Annotated in this window: 20 protein-coding genes; 11 read left to right on the top strand and 9 right to left on the bottom strand. The window is 57.5% G+C overall.

Annotated elements, in window-relative coordinates:
* Positions 1–5 precede the first annotated feature (5 nt).
* The 3 genes from ahpF to K5E40_RS04145 all read right to left on the bottom strand — a co-directional run bounded on the left by ahpF (position 6) and on the right by K5E40_RS04145 (position 3333).
* Positions 6–1568, bottom strand: coding sequence for an alkyl hydroperoxide reductase subunit F (ahpF, locus tag K5E40_RS04155; RefSeq protein ID WP_221729755.1), 1563 nt, complete (start codon positions 1566–1568; stop codon positions 6–8).
* A gap of 124 nt (positions 1569–1692) precedes the next feature.
* A complete protein-coding gene (gene ahpC / locus K5E40_RS04150; RefSeq protein ID WP_007958941.1) occupies positions 1693–2256 on the bottom strand; it encodes an alkyl hydroperoxide reductase subunit C in 564 nt (187 codons plus the stop codon).
* 138 nt (positions 2257–2394) lie between these two features.
* Positions 2395–3333, bottom strand: coding sequence for a site-specific integrase (locus K5E40_RS04145; RefSeq protein WP_221729754.1), 939 nt, complete (start codon positions 3331–3333; stop codon positions 2395–2397).
* 177 nt (positions 3334–3510) lie between these two features.
* Here K5E40_RS04145 and K5E40_RS04140 point away from each other — a divergent pair, with 177 nt between their 5' ends.
* Positions 3511–4527: a DNA-binding protein gene (locus tag K5E40_RS04140; protein WP_221729753.1), complete on the top strand. Its 1017-nt coding sequence runs from the start codon at positions 3511–3513 to the stop codon at positions 4525–4527.
* On the opposite strand, the gene gorA is transcribed toward K5E40_RS04140, so the two are convergent.
* Both gorA and galU read right to left on the bottom strand, forming a co-directional pair.
* Positions 4524–5882: a glutathione-disulfide reductase gene (gene gorA, locus K5E40_RS04135; RefSeq protein WP_221729752.1), complete on the bottom strand. Its 1359-nt coding sequence runs from the start codon at positions 5880–5882 to the stop codon at positions 4524–4526. The two genes, K5E40_RS04140 and gorA, sit on opposite strands and share 4 nt — an antisense overlap.
* A gap of 129 nt (positions 5883–6011) precedes the next feature.
* The gene (gene galU / locus K5E40_RS04130; protein ID WP_105345983.1) at positions 6012–6851 is read right to left on the bottom strand and encodes a UTP--glucose-1-phosphate uridylyltransferase GalU; all 840 of its coding nucleotides are present in this window, start codon (positions 6849–6851) and stop codon (positions 6012–6014) included.
* 257 nt (positions 6852–7108) lie between these two features.
* Here galU and K5E40_RS04125 point away from each other — a divergent pair, with 257 nt between their 5' ends.
* Both K5E40_RS04125 and K5E40_RS04120 read left to right on the top strand, forming a co-directional pair.
* Entirely contained in the window at positions 7109–7294 is a 186-nt protein-coding gene (locus K5E40_RS04125; RefSeq protein ID WP_221729751.1) for a hypothetical protein, read from the top strand.
* 132 nt (positions 7295–7426) lie between these two features.
* The gene (locus K5E40_RS04120; protein ID WP_221729750.1) at positions 7427–7714 is read left to right on the top strand and encodes a hypothetical protein; all 288 of its coding nucleotides are present in this window, start codon (positions 7427–7429) and stop codon (positions 7712–7714) included.
* Positions 7715–7717: 3 nt separating this feature from the next.
* On the opposite strand, the gene K5E40_RS04115 is transcribed toward K5E40_RS04120, so the two are convergent.
* Both K5E40_RS04115 and K5E40_RS04110 read right to left on the bottom strand, forming a co-directional pair.
* The gene (locus K5E40_RS04115; RefSeq protein ID WP_150602362.1) at positions 7718–7948 is read right to left on the bottom strand and encodes a hypothetical protein; all 231 of its coding nucleotides are present in this window, start codon (positions 7946–7948) and stop codon (positions 7718–7720) included.
* 71 nt (positions 7949–8019) lie between these two features.
* Positions 8020–8376 (bottom strand): hypothetical protein, encoded by a 357-nt coding sequence (locus K5E40_RS04110; protein ID WP_221729749.1) that lies wholly within the window; start codon positions 8374–8376, stop codon positions 8020–8022.
* A 210-nt stretch (positions 8377–8586) separates the two neighbouring features.
* Between K5E40_RS04110 and K5E40_RS04105 the strand changes: the two genes are divergently transcribed.
* From K5E40_RS04105 to ada, 4 genes are all read left to right on the top strand, one after another.
* The gene (locus K5E40_RS04105) at positions 8587–8889 is read left to right on the top strand and encodes a DUF1883 domain-containing protein (protein WP_007946189.1); all 303 of its coding nucleotides are present in this window, start codon (positions 8587–8589) and stop codon (positions 8887–8889) included.
* Positions 8890–8917: 28 nt separating this feature from the next.
* Positions 8918–9091 carry a hypothetical protein gene (locus K5E40_RS04100; RefSeq protein ID WP_221729748.1) on the top strand — a complete coding sequence of 58 codons (174 nt, stop codon included), beginning with the start codon at positions 8918–8920 and terminating at the stop codon, positions 9089–9091.
* 49 nt (positions 9092–9140) lie between these two features.
* Entirely contained in the window at positions 9141–9806 is a 666-nt protein-coding gene (alkB, locus tag K5E40_RS04095; RefSeq protein ID WP_221729747.1) for a DNA oxidative demethylase AlkB, read from the top strand.
* Positions 9807–9892: 86 nt separating this feature from the next.
* Positions 9893–10960, top strand: a complete 1068-nt coding sequence (gene ada / locus K5E40_RS04090) for a bifunctional DNA-binding transcriptional regulator/O6-methylguanine-DNA methyltransferase Ada (RefSeq protein ID WP_221729746.1) — start codon at positions 9893–9895, stop codon at positions 10958–10960.
* Here ada and K5E40_RS04085 read toward each other — a convergent pair.
* Together K5E40_RS04085 and K5E40_RS04080 are read right to left on the bottom strand one after the other, a co-directional pair.
* Positions 10957–11415 carry a GyrI-like domain-containing protein gene (locus K5E40_RS04085; RefSeq protein WP_221729745.1) on the bottom strand — a complete coding sequence of 153 codons (459 nt, stop codon included), beginning with the start codon at positions 11413–11415 and terminating at the stop codon, positions 10957–10959. The genes ada and K5E40_RS04085 overlap by 4 nt on opposite strands.
* Positions 11416–11477: 62 nt before the next feature.
* Entirely contained in the window at positions 11478–12461 is a 984-nt protein-coding gene (locus tag K5E40_RS04080; protein ID WP_221729744.1) for an MDR family oxidoreductase, read from the bottom strand.
* Positions 12462–12677: 216 nt separating this feature from the next.
* Between K5E40_RS04080 and K5E40_RS04075 the strand changes: the two genes are divergently transcribed.
* From K5E40_RS04075 to modC, 4 genes are all read left to right on the top strand, one after another.
* Positions 12678–13742: a nitronate monooxygenase family protein gene (locus K5E40_RS04075; protein ID WP_221729743.1), complete on the top strand. Its 1065-nt coding sequence runs from the start codon at positions 12678–12680 to the stop codon at positions 13740–13742.
* A 155-nt stretch (positions 13743–13897) separates the two neighbouring features.
* Positions 13898–14665: a molybdate ABC transporter substrate-binding protein gene (gene modA, locus K5E40_RS04070; RefSeq protein ID WP_221729742.1), complete on the top strand. Its 768-nt coding sequence runs from the start codon at positions 13898–13900 to the stop codon at positions 14663–14665.
* Positions 14666–15346: a molybdate ABC transporter permease subunit gene (gene modB / locus K5E40_RS04065; protein ID WP_221729741.1), complete on the top strand. Its 681-nt coding sequence runs from the start codon at positions 14666–14668 to the stop codon at positions 15344–15346.
* Positions 15347–15349: 3 nt separating this feature from the next.
* Positions 15350–16429, top strand: a complete 1080-nt coding sequence (modC, locus tag K5E40_RS04060) for a molybdenum ABC transporter ATP-binding protein (protein WP_221729740.1) — start codon at positions 15350–15352, stop codon at positions 16427–16429.
* The last annotated feature ends 14 nt before the right edge of the window (positions 16430–16443 follow it).

Below are 16443 nucleotides of genomic sequence, written 5' to 3'. Positions count from 1 at the left end.
GGCGTTTACGCCGGAGCCGAAGTGCGGATCAAGTGATCGAAAGCACTCAGCGAAGCCTTGGCGCCCTCGCCCACCGCGATCACGATCTGCTTGTACGGCACAGTGGTCACATCACCCGCAGCGAAGATGCCGGGAATCGACGTTTCCCCACGGTTATCGACAATGATCTCGCCACGCGGCGACAACTCGATGGTGCCTTTGAGCCAGTCGGTGTTGGGCAACAGACCGATTTGTACAAAGATCCCTTCCAGCTCGACAGTACGCAACTCGTCAGTCTGACGATCCTTGTAACGCAAGCCATTGACCTTCTGTCCATCGCCTGTCACTTCAGTAGTTTGCGCACTGGTAATGACGGTCACGTTCGACAGACTGTGAAGTTTGCGCTGCAACACAGCGTCAGCACGCAGTTGTACGTCGAACTCCAGCAGCGTCACATGAGACACGATACCGGCCAGATCGATGGCTGCCTCAACACCGGAGTTACCGCCACCAATTACCGCTACGCGCTTGCCTTTGAACAGCGGGCCATCGCAGTGCGGGCAGTACGCCACGCCTTTGTTTCTGTATTGCTGCTCGCCCGGCACGTTCATTTCACGCCACCGCGCGCCGGTCGCCAGGATCACACTCTTGGCTTTGAGAGTCGCGCCGCTGGCGAAACGGACTTCATGCAGCTCGCCGTTTTTGCCCGCAATCAACTTGTCGGCGCGTTGCAGGTTCATGATGTCGACGTCGTACTGTTTAACGTGCTCTTCCAGGGCCGTAGCCAGTTTCGGGCCTTCAGTCTCCTGTACGGAAATGAAGTTCTCGATAGCCATGGTGTCCAGCACCTGACCGCCGAAACGCTCGGCGGCAACGCCAGTACGAATGCCTTTACGCGCAGCATAGATAGCAGCCGAAGCGCCGGCCGGGCCACCGCCGACCACCAGCACATCAAAGGTTTCTTTGGCGCTGATTTTCTCGGCCTGACGCTCGATGGCGCCAGTGTCGAGTTTGGCGAGAATTTCTTCCAGCCCCATGCGGCCCTGACCGAAATTCTCACCGTTGAGGTAGATGCTCGGCACCGCCATGATCTTGCGATCGTTGACTTCTTCCTGGAACAGCGCGCCGTCGATGGCGACGTGGCGAATGTCAGGGTTGAGCACGGCCATCAAGTTCAGTGCCTGGACCACGTCCGGGCAGTTCTGGCAGGACAGCGAGAAGTAAGTCTCGAAGCTGAACTCGCCTTTGAGCGAACGGATCTGCTCGATCACTTCAACACTGGCTTTCGAAGGGTGGCCGCCGACTTGCAGCAAGGCCAGCACCAGCGAGGTGAATTCGTGGCCCATCGGGATGCCAGCGAAACGCAGACTGATGTCGGCACCCGGGCGGTTGATCGAGAAAGACGGTTTGCGTGCGTCATCACCGCTGTCGATCAGGGTAATTTGGCTCGAAAGACTGGCAACGTCTTTGAGCAGTTCAAGCATTTCACGGGATTTCGCACCGTCGTCGAGAGAAGCAACGATCTCGATCGGTTGGGTGACCCGTTCCAGGTACGATTTCAACTGGGCTTTAAGATTGGCGTCCAACATACGGGCGATTTCCTTTATTTGAGGCGAAAAAAAGCCCGAGCGAAACTCGCCCGGGCTTTTCTATTGGGCGGTGCAGCTTACTTAAGTAGGTGCGGAGTCCCGCCCTGAGTTGCGTGTCACAGACTTAGATCTTGCCGACCAGGTCCAGGGACGGAGCCAGAGTGGCCTCGCCTTCTTTCCATTTGGCAGGGCAAACTTCGCCTGGGTGAGCTGCAACGTACTGAGCGGCTTTGATTTTGCGCAGCAGTTCGGAAGCGTCTCGGCCAACGCCGCCATCGTTCAGTTCAACGATTTTGATCTGGCCTTCTGGATTGATCACGAAGGTGCCACGGTCAGCCAGGCCAGCTTCTTCGATCAACACGTCGAAGTTGCGGGAGATAACCTGGGTCGGGTCGCCGATCATGGTGTATTGGATTTTGCCGATGGCTGGCGAGGTGTTGTGCCAAGCCGCGTGAGCAAAGTGGGTATCGGTGGAAACGCTGTAGATCTCTACGCCCAGTTTCTGGAAGGCAGCGTAGTTGTCAGCCAGGTCTTCCAGCTCGGTTGGGCAAACGAAGGTGAAGTCGGCCGGGTAGAAGAATACGACCGACCACTTGCCTTTCAGATCAGCGTCCGAGACTTGAACGAAGTCGCCGTTTTTGAACGCGGTAGCTTTGAACGGTTTTACTTGGCTGTTGATGATAGGCATTGATGACTCTCCGTCAGGGGTTATGAAGTTGATGGGGTGAATCCTACCCACTCACTCGACGGATGGCTCATTGGCAAACCTGATGCTGCTGATTTGTTTTCGCTATTAGCGGACTGTATTAATAGAAGAAAACGATATCTAGGGCGACAGCGGCTTATCCGTAATCCGGGCCATCCCTTGAAAGGGGCTGGCTTCAACATAGCGCATGGCTGACTTCATGTCCTTCCAGCCGACGTAACTCATCAAAGACTTCAGATCCCAGCCACTTTGGTGAGCCCAGGTCGCAAAACCGCGACGCAGAGAGTGACTGGTGTAACCCTCGGCAGCGATCCCGGCGCGCTCAAGCGCCTGACGCAACAGCGGTATCACACTGTTGGCGTGCAAGCCCTCCTCGCACAGATTGCCCCAACGGTCGATGCCACGGAAAACCGGGCCGCGCACCAAAGCGGCTTCGTTGAGCCAATCGATGTAAGCCTGAACCGGGCACAACTTCAAAAGTGCCGGGGTTTGATACGTTTGCCCGAGGTTTTCCCGATCACTCTTGCTGCGCGGCAGATACAGCGTAATGCCGCTGCCGGCCTGCGCCTGCACATGTTCAATCTGCAAGCGGCACAATTCATCACTGCGAAAACCACGCCAGAAGCCAAGCAGAATCAACGCGCGATCGCGGTATGCCTTGAGCAACTGCGGTCGATCCTGTTTTTCCTTCGCGGCTTTAGCCTCCTGCTCCAGCCAATCAACGACTCGCTCCAGATCCCTTAACTGCAGAGGTTCGGCTTGCTTCTCCTGGGCCGGGTGCAAAGCGCGGATACCCTTGAACACCTTACGCACTACCGGTGCTTTGGTCGGGTCGGCAAAACCTTGGCTGTTGTGCCACTGCGCCAGCGCCGACAACCGCAGCTTGAGCGTATTGATCGACAGCACGCCTGCATGCTCGACCAGATACCGCGCAACGTTGTCGGCCGTGGCCGGCAGAAATCCGCCCCAGCTCACTTCGAAATGCTCGATAGCCGCACGATAACTGCGGCGGGTGTTGTCACGGGTAGCGGCTTGAAGATAGCGATCCAGATCGCTCATGGGCTGTTTTCTCGCTGGCGTACTGATTCGGAGATCAAAGAGCGGATTTAATCACCTGACACTGGGTAATACCAGAATATCCCGCGTCTTAAATACCAGAGATTTATCTTTATTTTTGACATGGTACACTGCGTACTTTTGTGGCATGTACCACAGTACATAACCGTAGGAGCTAACATGGCCCGTGGCGGCATTACCAAAGCGCTGGTTCAAATCGCGCGAACAGCGATCCTGGCCCGAGGCGAACACCCGAGCATCGATGCCGTACGCATTGAAATGGGTAACACCGGTTCGAAAACCACGATCCATCGCTATTTGAAGGAACTGGATGACGGCGCCCAGCCGATCGAAGCATCGGCTGAACCAATTGATGACGAGCTCACAGCACTGGTTTCACGCCTTGCTCAGCGCCTTAAAGAGCAGGCGCAAGAACCTATCGAACAGGCTCGTGAGCAGTTTGAGGAGCAACGCGAGGCACTCGAATCCGAACTGAAACAGACTCGCCATGCTCTAGAGCAACTGGAGCATCAGCACGAGATTCAAGGCGCCGCACTGGAGCGCGAATCGGAAGCGCTGGGCAACACCCGCTCGATGCTGCAAACCGAGCAAACCCGCAATGCCGGTCTGAATCAGGCATTGGCCGACTTTGAATTGCGCTTACAGGACAAGGACGAGCAGATTCGCTCGCTGGAAGAAAAACACCTGCATGCCCGCGACGCGCTGGAGCATTACCGCAACGCCACCAAAGAACAGCGTGAGCAGGAACAGAGCCGCCACGAAGGCCAGGTGCAGCAGTTACAGGCAGAGCTGCGCCAAGCACAGCAAAGCGCGCTGGTTCGACAGGACGAAATTACTCAGCTACACCGCGACAACGAGCGCCTGCTCACCGAGAACCGTGGCACCCAGCGCGAATTGAGCCTGATGCAGGAGCAGCTCAAACAGAGCAATCAGCGTCAGGACCAATTGCTGGAGCAGGCCACCCGGGTCGACAGCGAACGCACCCTCCTCCAGGAACGCTTGCGCGTGGCATCACTGGAAAGTCAGACACTCAAGCAGAGCGTCGAAGAACAGACGTTGCTTAATCAGTCACTGGAAAAGGAGTTGACCGAGACTCAGGCGAGCCTGGAAGACAGCCTGCGCCTGGCGGCTACCGTTGCGGCAGCGCCAGACTCGGCCAAACCGAAAGACGCTTAAGCGCCGACCGGTGTACGCATGGTGACAAACTCTTCGGCGGCCGTCGGGTGAACCCCGATCGTGTCGTCGAAGTCACGCTTGGTGGCGCCAGCCTTCAACGCAATCGCCAGCCCCTGCACGATTTCGCCGGCATCCGGGCCAACCATATGGCAACCGAGCACTTTGTCGGTCTTGCCGTCGACCACCAGCTTCATCAGCGTTTTCTCCTGACACTCGGTCAGAGTCAGCTTCATTGGCCGGAAGCGGCTTTCGTAAATCACCACTTCGTGGCCCGCCTCTCGGGCCTCCTCTTCGGTCAAGCCGACCGTACCGATGTTCGGCAGACTGAACACCGCCGTCGGGATCATCTTGTAATCCACCGGACGGTATTGCTCCGGCTTGAACAGGCGACGCGCCACTGCCATACCTTCGGCCAATGCCACGGGCGTGAGTTGCACGCGACCAATCACGTCGCCCAGCGCCAGAATCGAAGGCTCAGTGGTCTGGTACTGCTCATCGACCTTGATGAAACCTTTGTCATTGAGCTGCACGTCGGTGTTTTCCAACCCCAGATTGTCCAGCATCGGACGACGACCGGTGGCGTAGAAAATACAGTCCGCTTCAAGGACGCGCCCATCCTTGAGGGTGGCTTTCAAGCTGCCGTCAACCTGTTTTTCGATGCTCGCGATATCGGCATTGAATTGCAGATCCAGCCCACGCTTGGTCAGCTCTTCCTGCAAATGCTTGCGAACCGCGCCATCGAAGCCACGCAAGAACAGATCGCCGCGATACAGCAGCGTCGTGTCTGCACCCAGGCCATGGAAGATGCCAGCGAACTCGACCGCGATGTAACCGCCGCCCACCACCAATACGCGTTTAGGCAACTCTTTGAGGAAAAACGCCTCATTGGAGCCAATCGCATGTTCGTGCCCCGGAATCTGCGGGATGTGCGGCCAGCCGCCCGTGGCAATCAGGATATTTTTTGCAGTAAAGCGCTTTCCATCGACTTCAACCTCATGCGGACCAACGATCCTGGCATGAGCTTCATGCAGGGTCACACCGCTGTTGACCAGTAAATTGCGATAAATGCCGTTCAGGCGATTGATCTCGCGATCCTTGTTGGCAATCAGCGTTGCCCAATCGAAACTGGCCTCACCCAGACTCCAGCCGAAACCGGATGCCTGCTCGAAGTCTTCGGCGAAATGCGCCCCGTACACCAACAGTTTTTTCGGCACGCAGCCGACGTTGACACAAGTACCGCCCAGATAACGGCTCTCGGCCACGGCCACTTTTGCACCAAAACCGGCCGCAAACCGCGCAGCCCGCACACCACCGGAACCGGCACCAATCACATAAAGGTCAAAATCGTAGGCCATTTCTATCTCCTCGGCTGGCAATCAGCATACCCGTAGACACCCATTGGGCAAGCATTGCCATCGATATAAGGGCGCAAAATGAAAAAGCCACCCGAAGGTGGCTTTTTCGTACAGGCCGATCAAACGCTATCAGTAAGCCTTGCCAGTTTTGTAGAAGTTTTCAAAGCAGAAGTTCGTCGCGTCGATGTAGCCTTCAGCGCCACCGCAGTCGAAACGCTTGCCTTTGAACTTGTAGGCCATCACGCAGCCGTTCTGGGCTTGTTTCATCAAAGCATCGGTGATCTGAATTTCGCCACCCTTGCCTGGCTCGGTTTGCTCGATCAGGTCGAAGATGTCCGGAGTCAGGATGTAGCGACCGATGATCGCCAGGTTCGACGGAGCGTCTTCCGGCTTTGGCTTCTCGACCATGCTGTGAACGCGGTAGATGTCGTCGCGAATCATCTCGCCGGAGATCACGCCGTACTTGTTGGTTTCTTGCGGATCGACTTCCTGGATGGCCACGATCGAGCAGCGGAACTGCTTGTACAGCTTGACCATCTGGGTCAGTACACCATCGCCTTCAAGGTTGACACACAGGTCGTCCGCCAGCACCACGGCAAACGGTTCGTCGCCGATCAGCGGGCGACCGGTGAGGATCGCGTGGCCCAGACCTTTCATTTCGGTCTGACGAGTGTAGGAGAACGAGCACTCGTCCAGCAATTTGCGGATGCCGACCAGGTATTTTTCCTTGTCGGTGCCTTTGATCTGGTTTTCCAGTTCGTAACTGATGTCGAAGTGGTCTTCCAGAGCGCGCTTGCCACGACCAGTAACGATCGAGATTTCCGTCAGGCCAGCGTCCAGAGCTTCTTCAACGCCGTACTGGATCAGTGGCTTGTTTACCACCGGCAGCATTTCTTTAGGCATGGCTTTAGTCGCTGGCAGGAAGCGAGTACCGTAACCGGCTGCTGGGAACAAGCATTTCTTGATCATATAAGTCCTTGAAAGGGCTGTGTGTACGAGTTTCGGCGCAGTCTAATCAGGCGGCGTGCACCTTACAATGCCCCGCACTGGCTAACCGATGCCATCATAGAGAAATATTCTCGCCGATAGTTCCATCGGCATCTTGCGTAGCGAGATCAGCGTAGCTCAAAGATGCCGACAAGCCGAATCACCATACGCTCATCGCCCCCCAATGCGAGCATTTGCCGGTATCATGGCGCCTTTGAACCAGCGAACGAGACAGATAGATGACCGCGGTAAAAATCATCAATGGGTACGTGATCGACAAGAAAGACGGCAAGTGGAATCTGACCACCACCAATGGCGAACACATCGCAGGGCCTTTCGACAGTGAACAACTGGCAACTGATGTAGCGTCGGTGTTCACGGACACTCCCGCATCGGCGAAGCGCCGTGGCAAAGATCAGGACTGATCGACTCCACTCCGAGCCCTGCCGTTGCGCAGGGCTTTTTTATGCTCGCCTGCAAACAAGTGGCCTATCGCTATAACCTTTTCATACCGGCGCTGTCAGAGCGTCTAGTCCCCCTCGTTAAAGACGACAAATATGAACCTGAACAGATTTTTGCCACTGATTGCGGTACTGGCCCTGGCCGGTTGTGCCACCTCCCAAACCACCTACTTGAACAACGGCGAACAGGGCCTGACCATCGAGTGCTCCGGCGAAGCCAATTCCTGGGCCACTTGCTATGAAAAGGCCGACGCCTCCTGTGCGGGCACCGGGTATCGCATCGTCGGCACGGACGGTACGCCAGCTTCGAAGGAAAGCGACAAGACATTGGGTGTCGATGTCGGCAACTACAAAAACCGCAGCGTGGTAGTGGTCTGCAAATAGACCTTACATGTGGATTTCGGCGAACTTGATCCCGAGTCCGCGTACGACTTCGATCAGATCGTCGAGCCGATTGAAAGACTCGACTTCGTCGTTATCGTCCACCAGGAAATAACTGCGCCCGGCGCTTTTCTTGAAAAACACGATCCACTCGCCAGAATTCGCCGGATTCTGAATTACATGGGTGGCAGAGATCAGGCCCTCTGCGTGGCGTTCTCGTACTTGCTCTCGCTTCATCGCAACTCCATAAATGAAAATGCCGTCACAGCATGACTGTGACGGCATTGATACTGATGACCCGTAGTCTATCAGCCGGAAATGCACGCGTTGGCAGCGTTACGCACATCACGCGGGCGCACCGGCACATTGGACATGCGCTCGTGCAGCTTGATACTGCTGCCGCCGGAGCGATCTTCGATGTCAAACACGGCGGCCGCACCCGTGGACAGTTTCCCGGGAACAATGACTCGAACCCCGTCCTTGTGCGCCTGCACTTGCAGCGCGCCACGGCTATCAGCCAGTTTTTCGGCCAGGCATTGAGCGTACTCATGGGGCTTCTTGCCGGAGATCACGCTCATGGTCGGCAGTGTTTCATTGATTTCGGAAACACTTGCGCAACCACCTACAGCTAAAACCAACGGCAGACACACCACACCCCACTTCATACAAAACCTCCGTTAAAGACCGTCCGACAGCATAAATGCCGTTTTTCTCCGAGGTCTCTTGCATTTAACCCGCATCCAATCACGAATATGTGTTCAAAATTGTCAAACCAACGCCCGACGGCCAGATAATAACCCGTGCGGGCTGATAAACTGCGCGCAATTACAAGCTATCGTTTTGATTTAGTAGAAAAAGCCCTTCTGGAGGCGCCCATGAAATTCATTCACCAGCGCGAGCACCTCAACGAAGACGACATCGTCGTCATCCAATGCTCGCAAACCTGCAATATCCGCCTGATGAACGACGCCAACTTCCGCAGCTTTAAAAATGGTGGTCGCCACACCTATCACGGCGGCGCTTTCGACACCTTCCCAGCACGCATCACGGCGCCGAGCACCGGTTTCTGGAACATCACCATCGACACCGTCAACCGTCGCCCAATCAGCGTTACCCGCAAGCCGACGCTGACTCACTCGATCAAGATCATCCGTCGCTCCAGCACCAAACTCAGCTGAGACGCCCCTAACACTCACAAAGGTAAGCATGACCGTGGCCCAAACGACCAAATACGTCATCAAGTACAAACTCAACGGTGAGCGGCGCTTCGAGTTCGCCCAACTGGAAAACGGTACAGAGCAAGAAGCCAAGGCTGCGCTGAGTGCAATTCACGACCAGACTGACGTGATCAGCGATATCGCCGTCAGCAAAGCGCTGTAACCTTTCGCCTGATTTCGACCGCTAGCGTCCACGACACCTTGTGACCCGCATGCAACCGAGCAATTTTGATCTGTTCGCCGATGACGAACCTGAGCAGCAACCCCGCGCCGAACAGATTGGCGAGCAATCGTGGCTGCTGCGTGGGTTTGCTCTGCCGCTTATTGAGCAATTGTTGCCGGCGCTGGATGCCATCCTTACCGCCGCCCCGCTCCGGCACATGCTCACGCCGGGCGGTTTCAACATGTCCGTGGGCACCAGCAGTTGTGGGGAGCTGGGCTGGATCACCGATCGCGGTGGCTATCGTTACTCGCGTGTCGATCCGCTTAACGGATTGCCCTGGCCGCAGATGCCGGCAGTGTTTGCCAATCTGGCGCATTCGGCGGCGCTGGACGCCGGGTTTTCCGACTTCAAGGCGGATTCCTGCCTGATCAACCGATATGTCCCCGGTGCCAAGATGTCATTGCATCAGGACAAAGACGAAAACGCCTACGCGGCGCCGATCGTTTCGTTGTCGCTAGGGTTGCCGGCAATGTTTCTGTTTGGCGGATTCGCGCGCAGTGACAAGTGCCAACGGATTCCTTTGCTGCACGGCGATATGGTGATCTGGGGCGGCGTCGATCGTTTGCGTTTTCACGGGGTATTGCCGATCAAAGAGGGTCGGCATTCACGGCTGGGTGAACAACGGATCAATCTGACTTTTCGTGTTGCTGGATAAGCTGCAAAATTTGACCGCAAGGCCCGGAGTGTTACGTCCAGCGTCGCCGGGTAACCTGAATCAAACAGGTCAATGGATTAACCACCATGAAAACGCTTTCGAGCACGATCAACGTCGAAAACGATCCACGCTGGGCCGCAGTCGTAGCGCGGGACCCACGGGCGGACGGAGAGTTTGTCTATGCGGTGAAAACCACCGGCATCTACTGCCGTCCCAGCAGCCTTGCACGGTTGCCGAAACCCCAGAATGTCGAGTTTTTCGCCACGGCCGAACAAGCCGAGGCGGCGGGATATCGGCCGAGTAAACGCGCCAGAAAGGATCAAAGCGACGTGGCCGCGCAGCATGCGACGACTGTGGCATTGGCCTGTCGCCAGATTGAAACCGCCGAAACGCTGCCATCGCTCAACGTGCTTGCTGAAACGGCTGGGTTGAGCCCGTTTCATTTTCATCGCGTCTTCAAAGCGGCAACGGGTCTGACACCCAAGGGTTACGCGACTGCTCACCGCTCGCGCAAAGTGCGCCAACGCTTGGCGGACGGCGACTCGGTGACCGATGCGCTGTACGACGCAGGTTTCAACTCCAACAGTCGCTTCTATGAGTCAGCCGATCAGGTATTAGGCATGAAACCCGGCGACTACCGCGCCGCCGGGCAGAACAACGACATTCGCTTCGCCGTGGGCCAATGCTCGCTCGGCGCGATTCTGGTGGCGCAAAGCGAGCGCGGCGTCTGCGCGATTCTGTTGGGCGACGATCCTCACCAACTGGTGTGTGATTTACAGGATCAGTTCCGCAAGGCGAACCTGATTGGCGCGGATTGCGGATTTGAACAACTGATCGCCAAAGTCGTAGGCTTTATCGAGGCTCCGGCTATAGGCCTGGATCTGCCGCTGGATGTGCGGGGCACGGCGTTTCAGGAACGGGTGTGGCAGGCGCTACGGGAAATCCCGCTTGGCAGCACTGCCAGTTACGCCGACATTGCCCAGCGCATCGGCGCGCCAACCTCGATGCGTGCCGTGGCTCAAGCATGCGGCGCCAACCGCTTGGCAGTGGCGATCCCCTGCCACCGCGTGGTGCGCAGCGATGGCAATCTTTCAGGCTATCGCTGGGGTGTCGAACGCAAACGACAATTGCTTGAACGCGAAACGCAGCCTTAGCGGAGTCCGATGTAAATCGATACTGATTCGGGGCTGGTATAGGCCTCGAAATCGGTGGCGAATCGACGCTGGATCTGCGGATTGGCTTCGAAATAAGCCCAGACCCGCCCCCATGCAGCAATGACCGCATCAGGTAACGAACCCTGCCCCTCGAAAACCAGATACTCCCCCCCCTCTATCCGGACGGTTTCAAAATCTCTCGCCGGCTGCTCCACGGCGACGCCGGCAGTGACATCAAACTTGCCCGAAGCATCAGACTCGTAACCCGAATACACCCCATAAACCGGAGAGGTGGTTGGCTTGCCCGGAATGACTGTCGCCAAATTCCCGCCCTGAAACTGCCCCCACATCGGGCCAATTTTCGCGGTCTCGGCACTAGTCTCTGCGGCGTTTTTGGTGCGCACACGCAAGCCAGAGACCAGAAACTGATCGACGTATTGCTTTTTTAGATCCATCGAAATTGCCACTCCCTTTATTAGAAATGCGGCCCCACAGAGCCGCGATGGCGCTTACTCTGTCATCGGTTGACGTCAACCACAACCCGCCCGCGAAGTTGTCCGGCCAGCAGTTTCGGCGCTGCATCGATGACTTCGCTCAATGCGATTTCATGACTGATCAAGGGCAGCAAGGCAAAGTCCAGATCCTTGGACAGGCGATCCCATGCTTCCAGTCGCCGCGCTTTGGGCTGGGTCACACTGTTGACTCCAGCCAGAGTGACACCACGCAAAATGAACGGTGCCACCGAGGCTGGAAAATCCATGCCCTGAGCCAGCCCGCAGGCGGCGACGGTGCCTTCTGCGCGCGTGCTGGCGCAGGCGTTGGCCAATGTGTGGCTGCCGACCGAGTCGATCACCCCCGCCCAACGCTCCTTGGCCAACGGTTTGCCCGGCTCGGACAGGGTTGCACGGTCGATGATTTCGCGGGCGCCCAACTGCTGCAGATATTCGTGCTCGAACGCCCGGCCCGTAGACGCCACCACCTGATAACCGAGCTTGCTCAGCAACGCGATAGCAAAACTGCCAACGCCACCATTAGCGCCGGTGACCAGAACCTCGCCCTGCTGCGGCGTCACGCCATTACGCTCCAGCGCCATAATGCACAACATTGCCGTGTAACCCGCCGTGCCAATGGCCATGGCTTGCGAGGCGCTAAAGGCTTTGGGCAACGGAATCAGCCAATCACCCTTGAGTCGCGCTTTCTGCGCCAGTCCGCCCCAATGGCCCTCGCCCACACCCCAGCCATTGAGCAGTACCTGATCGCCAACTTTATAGTCCGGGTGCGAACTGAACTCGACCGTGCCTGCCAGATCGATACCCGGCACCATCGGAAACTTGCGCACCACCGGGCCGTTGCCGGTGATCGCCAGCCCGTCCTTGAAATTGAGCGTGCTGTAAGCAACGTTTACTGTCACATCGCCTTCGGGCAATTGCTCTTCGTTGATCTGCTGCAGGTTGGCGCGATAACCGCTGTCGTCTTTGTCGATCAGAATACCGTTGAACATGATGGCCTCTCATGGGTGGATTTCAGGTGGTCGTACCTTTCAAATACCACATCGTGCTGCGTTGCCACACACGACTTTCTGCCAATTCGCGAATCGGTCGTCACCCGAGCTGAGCGACTGCGATACGCAATGTTCTGAATTTCAGAGTGGCCCTAAGCCCGGTTTTGCTGTTAAAAAACCGGGCTTGCCCGTTTCATCGTTCGGAGAACCGCTCACATGAGTCAATGGCCAGATACCCGCATTATCGATCTGCTCGGCATTGAATTGCCGGTCATTCAAGGCCCGATGGCCGGCGCCACGAATTCATCCATGGTGATCGCCGTGTGCAACGCCGGTGGCCTTGGCTCGATGCCAGCGGCAATGCTGAGCATTGAGCAATTGCGTGAAGAGCTGAAAACGATTCGCCAGCACACCGACAAGCCTTTCAACGTGAATTTTTTCTGCCACCAGCCACCCGCTGCCGATGAACAACGCGCTCGCGACTGGAAGAACCAACTGAAGCCGTACTACCGCGAACTGGACGTCGACTTCGATGCGCCAACACCGGTGTCCAACCGGGCGCCGTTCGATGCGGCAGCCTGCGAAGTGCTGGAGGAGTTCCGGCCTGAGGTGGTGAGTTTCCACTTTGGCCTGCCGGAGAAGTCCTTGCTGGATCGGGTGAAGGCCACCGGAGCGAAAATTCTGTCTTCGGCCACCACCGTCGATGAAGCCATCTGGCTGGAGCAGAACGGTTGTGACGCGATCATCGCCATGGGCTACGAGGCCGGCGGCCATCGCGGGATGTTTCTCAGCGAAGATTTGAACAGCCAGGTCGGCACGTTCGCCCTGGTGCCGCAGGTGGTCGATGCGGTGAGTGTGCCGGTGATTGCCGCCGGTGCGATCGCCGATGCTCGTGGCGTTGCGGCGGCGTTTATGCTGGGCGCATCTGCGGTTCAGGTGGGCACCGCGTACCTGTTTACCCCGGAAGCGAAAGTCAGCGCCGCGCATCACAGGGCTCTGCGCACCGCCAAAGAAAGCGAAACCGCCGTCACCAACATTTTTACCGGGCGCCCGGCCCGCGGCATCCTCAACCGCGTCATGCGTGAACTGGGGCCGATGTCGCCCACAGCGCCAGCCTTTCCGTTGGCCGGTGGTGCACTGATGCCACTGCGGGCCAAAGATGAGGCGCAGTTTGCCAACCTCTGGGCCGGTCAGGCTTTCACTTTGGGTCAGGACGTCAGCAGTGCCGAACTGACTCGGCAACTGGCCGAAGGGGCATTGGCCAAACTGACTCGTCGGTGAAGACGAACAGGGTGATGAACACAAGTCTTCACCCTGATTTTCACCTGCACTTCCCGTTTGGCGGCATTTCGCTATATATTTCGCTATATAGCGTTTCCACACATTGGATCGGCGCAATAGCTGCCCTTTGCACACGCCTACAACGGAGCTGTTACATGACCACTCGCGCCTCACGTTTTGCCCCTGCCTGCCTGGCCACTTTGCTCTCGATATTCGCCATCGGCGCAGTTCACGCAGATGAAGTGCAGGTTGCGGTTGCAGCCAACTTCACCGCGCCGATCAAGGTCATTGCCGCCGACTTCGAAAAAGACACCGGGCACAAACTGGTCGCAGCCTACGGCGCTACAGGCCAGCTCTACACTCAGATCAAGAACGGCGCGCCGTTCCAAGTGTTCCTCTCGGCGGACGACACCACACCGGAAAAACTTGAAAATGAAGGGGAAATCGTCAAGGGTTCGCGCTTCACTTATGCCATCGGCACACTCGCGCTGTGGTCGGCCAAAGAAGGTTATGTCGACGCCAAAGGTGATGTGCTGAAGAACAACGAATACCAGCATCTGTCCATCGCCAATCCCAAAACTGCACCCTATGGCCTCGCCGCTACGCAAGTGCTGGCAAAGTTGAAACTGAGCGAAGCCACCCAGGCCAAGATCGTTGAAGGCCAGAACATTACTCAGGCTTACCAGTTTGTCTCAACGGGCAATGCCGAACTGGGCTTCGTTGCGCTGTCGCAGATCTACAAGGACGGCAAAGTCAGCAACGGTTCGGCATGGATTGTTCCGGCCAGCATGCATGACCCGATCAAACAGGACGCAGTGATCTTGAACAAAGGCAAAAACAACGTGGCAGCCGAAGCCCTGATTGAATACCTCAAAGGTCCGAAAGCCGCAGCGATCATCAAGTCGTACGGTTATCAGCTCTAAATGTCGCTCTCGAGTGCCGACTTCGCGGCGATCTGGCTGACCCTGAAACTGGCGTCCCTGACCACCGCGATCCTGCTGGTTGTCGGCACTCCGATTGCTCTGTGGTTGTCGCGCACCCGTTCGTGGCTGCGCGGCCCGATCGGAGCGATCGTCGCCCTGCCCCTCGTGCTGCCGCCGACCGTTATCGGCTTCTATCTACTGTTGCTGATGGGGCCGCACGGTGTTGTCGGCCAGTTCACCCAGTGGCTAGGGCTCGGCACTCTGACGTTCAGTTTCACCGGACTGGTGGTCGGTTCGGTGATCTACTCAATGCCGTTCGTGGTGCAACCGTTGCACAACGCGTTCTCCGCCATCGGCATTCGCCCGCTGGAAGTGGCCGCGACCTTGCGCGCCAACCCGTGGGACACTTTTTTCAGCGTGATTGTGCCGCTGGCCCGCCCGGGTTTTATCACCGCGGCGATCCTTGGCTTCGCGCATACCGTCGGTGAATTCGGCGTCGTGCTGATGATTGGCGGCAACATCCCCGACAAGACCCGCGTGGTCTCTGTGCAAATCTACGACCACGTCGAAGCGATGGAATACGCCCAGGCCCACTGGCTGGCCGGCGCGATGCTGGTGTTCTCGTTTCTGGTGTTGCTGGCGCTCTATTCCAGCCGCAAAACCCGCGCTGGCTGGAGCTGATAGATGATTGATGCACGCCTGAAAGTCGCTTATCCCGGCTTCAATCTGGACGTCGACCTGCATTTGCCGGGGCGCGGCGTCACCGCGCTGTACGGTCATTCCGGCTCGGGCAAAACCACCTGCCTGCGCTGCATCGCCGGGCTGGAACGTGCTGAGCAAGGCTTCATCCGCATCAACGACGAAGTCTGGCACGACAGCGACAACGGCATTTTCGTCCCGCCGCACAAGCGCGCACTGGGTTATGTGTTTCAAGAGGCCAGCCTGTTTCCACACCTGTCGGTGCAGGCCAATCTGCAATTTGGTCTCAAGCGCATCGCCAAATCCGCACGCCGGGTCGACATGGCACAAGCCACCGAACTGCTGGGTATCGGCCACTTGCTTGGGCGTCATCCGCAGCATTTGTCGGGCGGCGAACGCCAGCGCGTCGGTATCGCCCGTGCGCTGCTGACCAGTCCGAAACTGCTGCTGATGGACGAACCACTCGCCGCGCTCGACAGCCAACGCAAAAGCGAAATCCTGCCCTACCTGCAACGTCTGCACGACGAACTGGATATTCCGGTGCTGTACGTCAGCCATGCGCAGGACGAGGTTGCGCGCCTGGCCGATCACTTGGTATTGCTCAGCGACGGCAAGGCATTGGCCAGCGGCCCGATCGGGGAAACGCTCGCTCGCCTGGACTTGCCGATGGGGATGGGCGATGACGCAGGCGTGATCATTGAAGGGCTGGTCAGCGCCTACGATGCGCAATATCAGTTGCTCAGCCTGCAATTGCCGGCGACCGATATGAGCATTCGCGTAGCACACGCACCAATGGCCGTCGGCCAAGCCCTGCGCTGCAAGGTTCACGCGCGCGACATCAGCCTGGCCCTGCAAAACAGCGAGTTCAGCAGCATTCTCAATCGGCTGCCGGTGACGGTGGTCAGCGAACTGACGGCAGACAACACCGCCCATGTGCTGATCCGTCTCGACGCTGGGGGCACTGCGTTACTGGCGCGCATTACGCGATTTTCCCGGGATCAATTGGGCGTGCATCCGGGCCAGCAGCTTTGGGCGCAGATCAAAGCGGTCGCCGTACTCGCGTAAATCATTGGCACGAC

This window comes from Pseudomonas baetica, assembly GCF_019733355.1.
Taxonomy (GTDB): domain Bacteria; phylum Pseudomonadota; class Gammaproteobacteria; order Pseudomonadales; family Pseudomonadaceae; genus Aquipseudomonas; species Aquipseudomonas baetica_A.
The sequence above is the reverse complement of the archived record's forward strand: the minus strand, read 5'-3'. Positions and strand labels throughout refer to the sequence as shown.

Coding starts and splice junctions, on each gene's coding strand:
- ahpF (WP_221729755.1), bottom strand. CDS start 1,568: ATGTTGGACGCCAATCTTAAAGCCCAGTTGAAATCGTACCTGGAACGG.
- ahpC (WP_007958941.1), bottom strand. CDS start 2,256: ATGCCTATCATCAACAGCCAAGTAAAACCGTTCAAAGCTACCGCGTTC.
- K5E40_RS04145 (WP_221729754.1), bottom strand. CDS start 3,333: ATGAGCGATCTGGATCGCTATCTTCAAGCCGCTACCCGTGACAACACC.
- K5E40_RS04140 (WP_221729753.1), top strand. CDS start 3,511: ATGGCCCGTGGCGGCATTACCAAAGCGCTGGTTCAAATCGCGCGAACA.
- gorA (WP_221729752.1), bottom strand. CDS start 5,882: ATGGCCTACGATTTTGACCTTTATGTGATTGGTGCCGGTTCCGGTGGT.
- galU (WP_105345983.1), bottom strand. CDS start 6,851: ATGATCAAGAAATGCTTGTTCCCAGCAGCCGGTTACGGTACTCGCTTC.
- K5E40_RS04125 (WP_221729751.1), top strand. CDS start 7,109: ATGACCGCGGTAAAAATCATCAATGGGTACGTGATCGACAAGAAAGAC.
- K5E40_RS04120 (WP_221729750.1), top strand. CDS start 7,427: ATGAACCTGAACAGATTTTTGCCACTGATTGCGGTACTGGCCCTGGCC.
- K5E40_RS04115 (WP_150602362.1), bottom strand. CDS start 7,948: ATGAAGCGAGAGCAAGTACGAGAACGCCACGCAGAGGGCCTGATCTCT.
- K5E40_RS04110 (WP_221729749.1), bottom strand. CDS start 8,376: ATGAAGTGGGGTGTGGTGTGTCTGCCGTTGGTTTTAGCTGTAGGTGGT.
- K5E40_RS04105 (WP_007946189.1), top strand. CDS start 8,587: ATGAAATTCATTCACCAGCGCGAGCACCTCAACGAAGACGACATCGTC.
- K5E40_RS04100 (WP_221729748.1), top strand. CDS start 8,918: ATGACCGTGGCCCAAACGACCAAATACGTCATCAAGTACAAACTCAAC.
- alkB (WP_221729747.1), top strand. CDS start 9,141: ATGCAACCGAGCAATTTTGATCTGTTCGCCGATGACGAACCTGAGCAG.
- ada (WP_221729746.1), top strand. CDS start 9,893: ATGAAAACGCTTTCGAGCACGATCAACGTCGAAAACGATCCACGCTGG.
- K5E40_RS04085 (WP_221729745.1), bottom strand. CDS start 11,415: ATGGATCTAAAAAAGCAATACGTCGATCAGTTTCTGGTCTCTGGCTTG.
- K5E40_RS04080 (WP_221729744.1), bottom strand. CDS start 12,461: ATGTTCAACGGTATTCTGATCGACAAAGACGACAGCGGTTATCGCGCC.
- K5E40_RS04075 (WP_221729743.1), top strand. CDS start 12,678: ATGAGTCAATGGCCAGATACCCGCATTATCGATCTGCTCGGCATTGAA.
- modA (WP_221729742.1), top strand. CDS start 13,898: ATGACCACTCGCGCCTCACGTTTTGCCCCTGCCTGCCTGGCCACTTTG.
- modB (WP_221729741.1), top strand. CDS start 14,666: ATGTCGCTCTCGAGTGCCGACTTCGCGGCGATCTGGCTGACCCTGAAA.
- modC (WP_221729740.1), top strand. CDS start 15,350: ATGATTGATGCACGCCTGAAAGTCGCTTATCCCGGCTTCAATCTGGAC.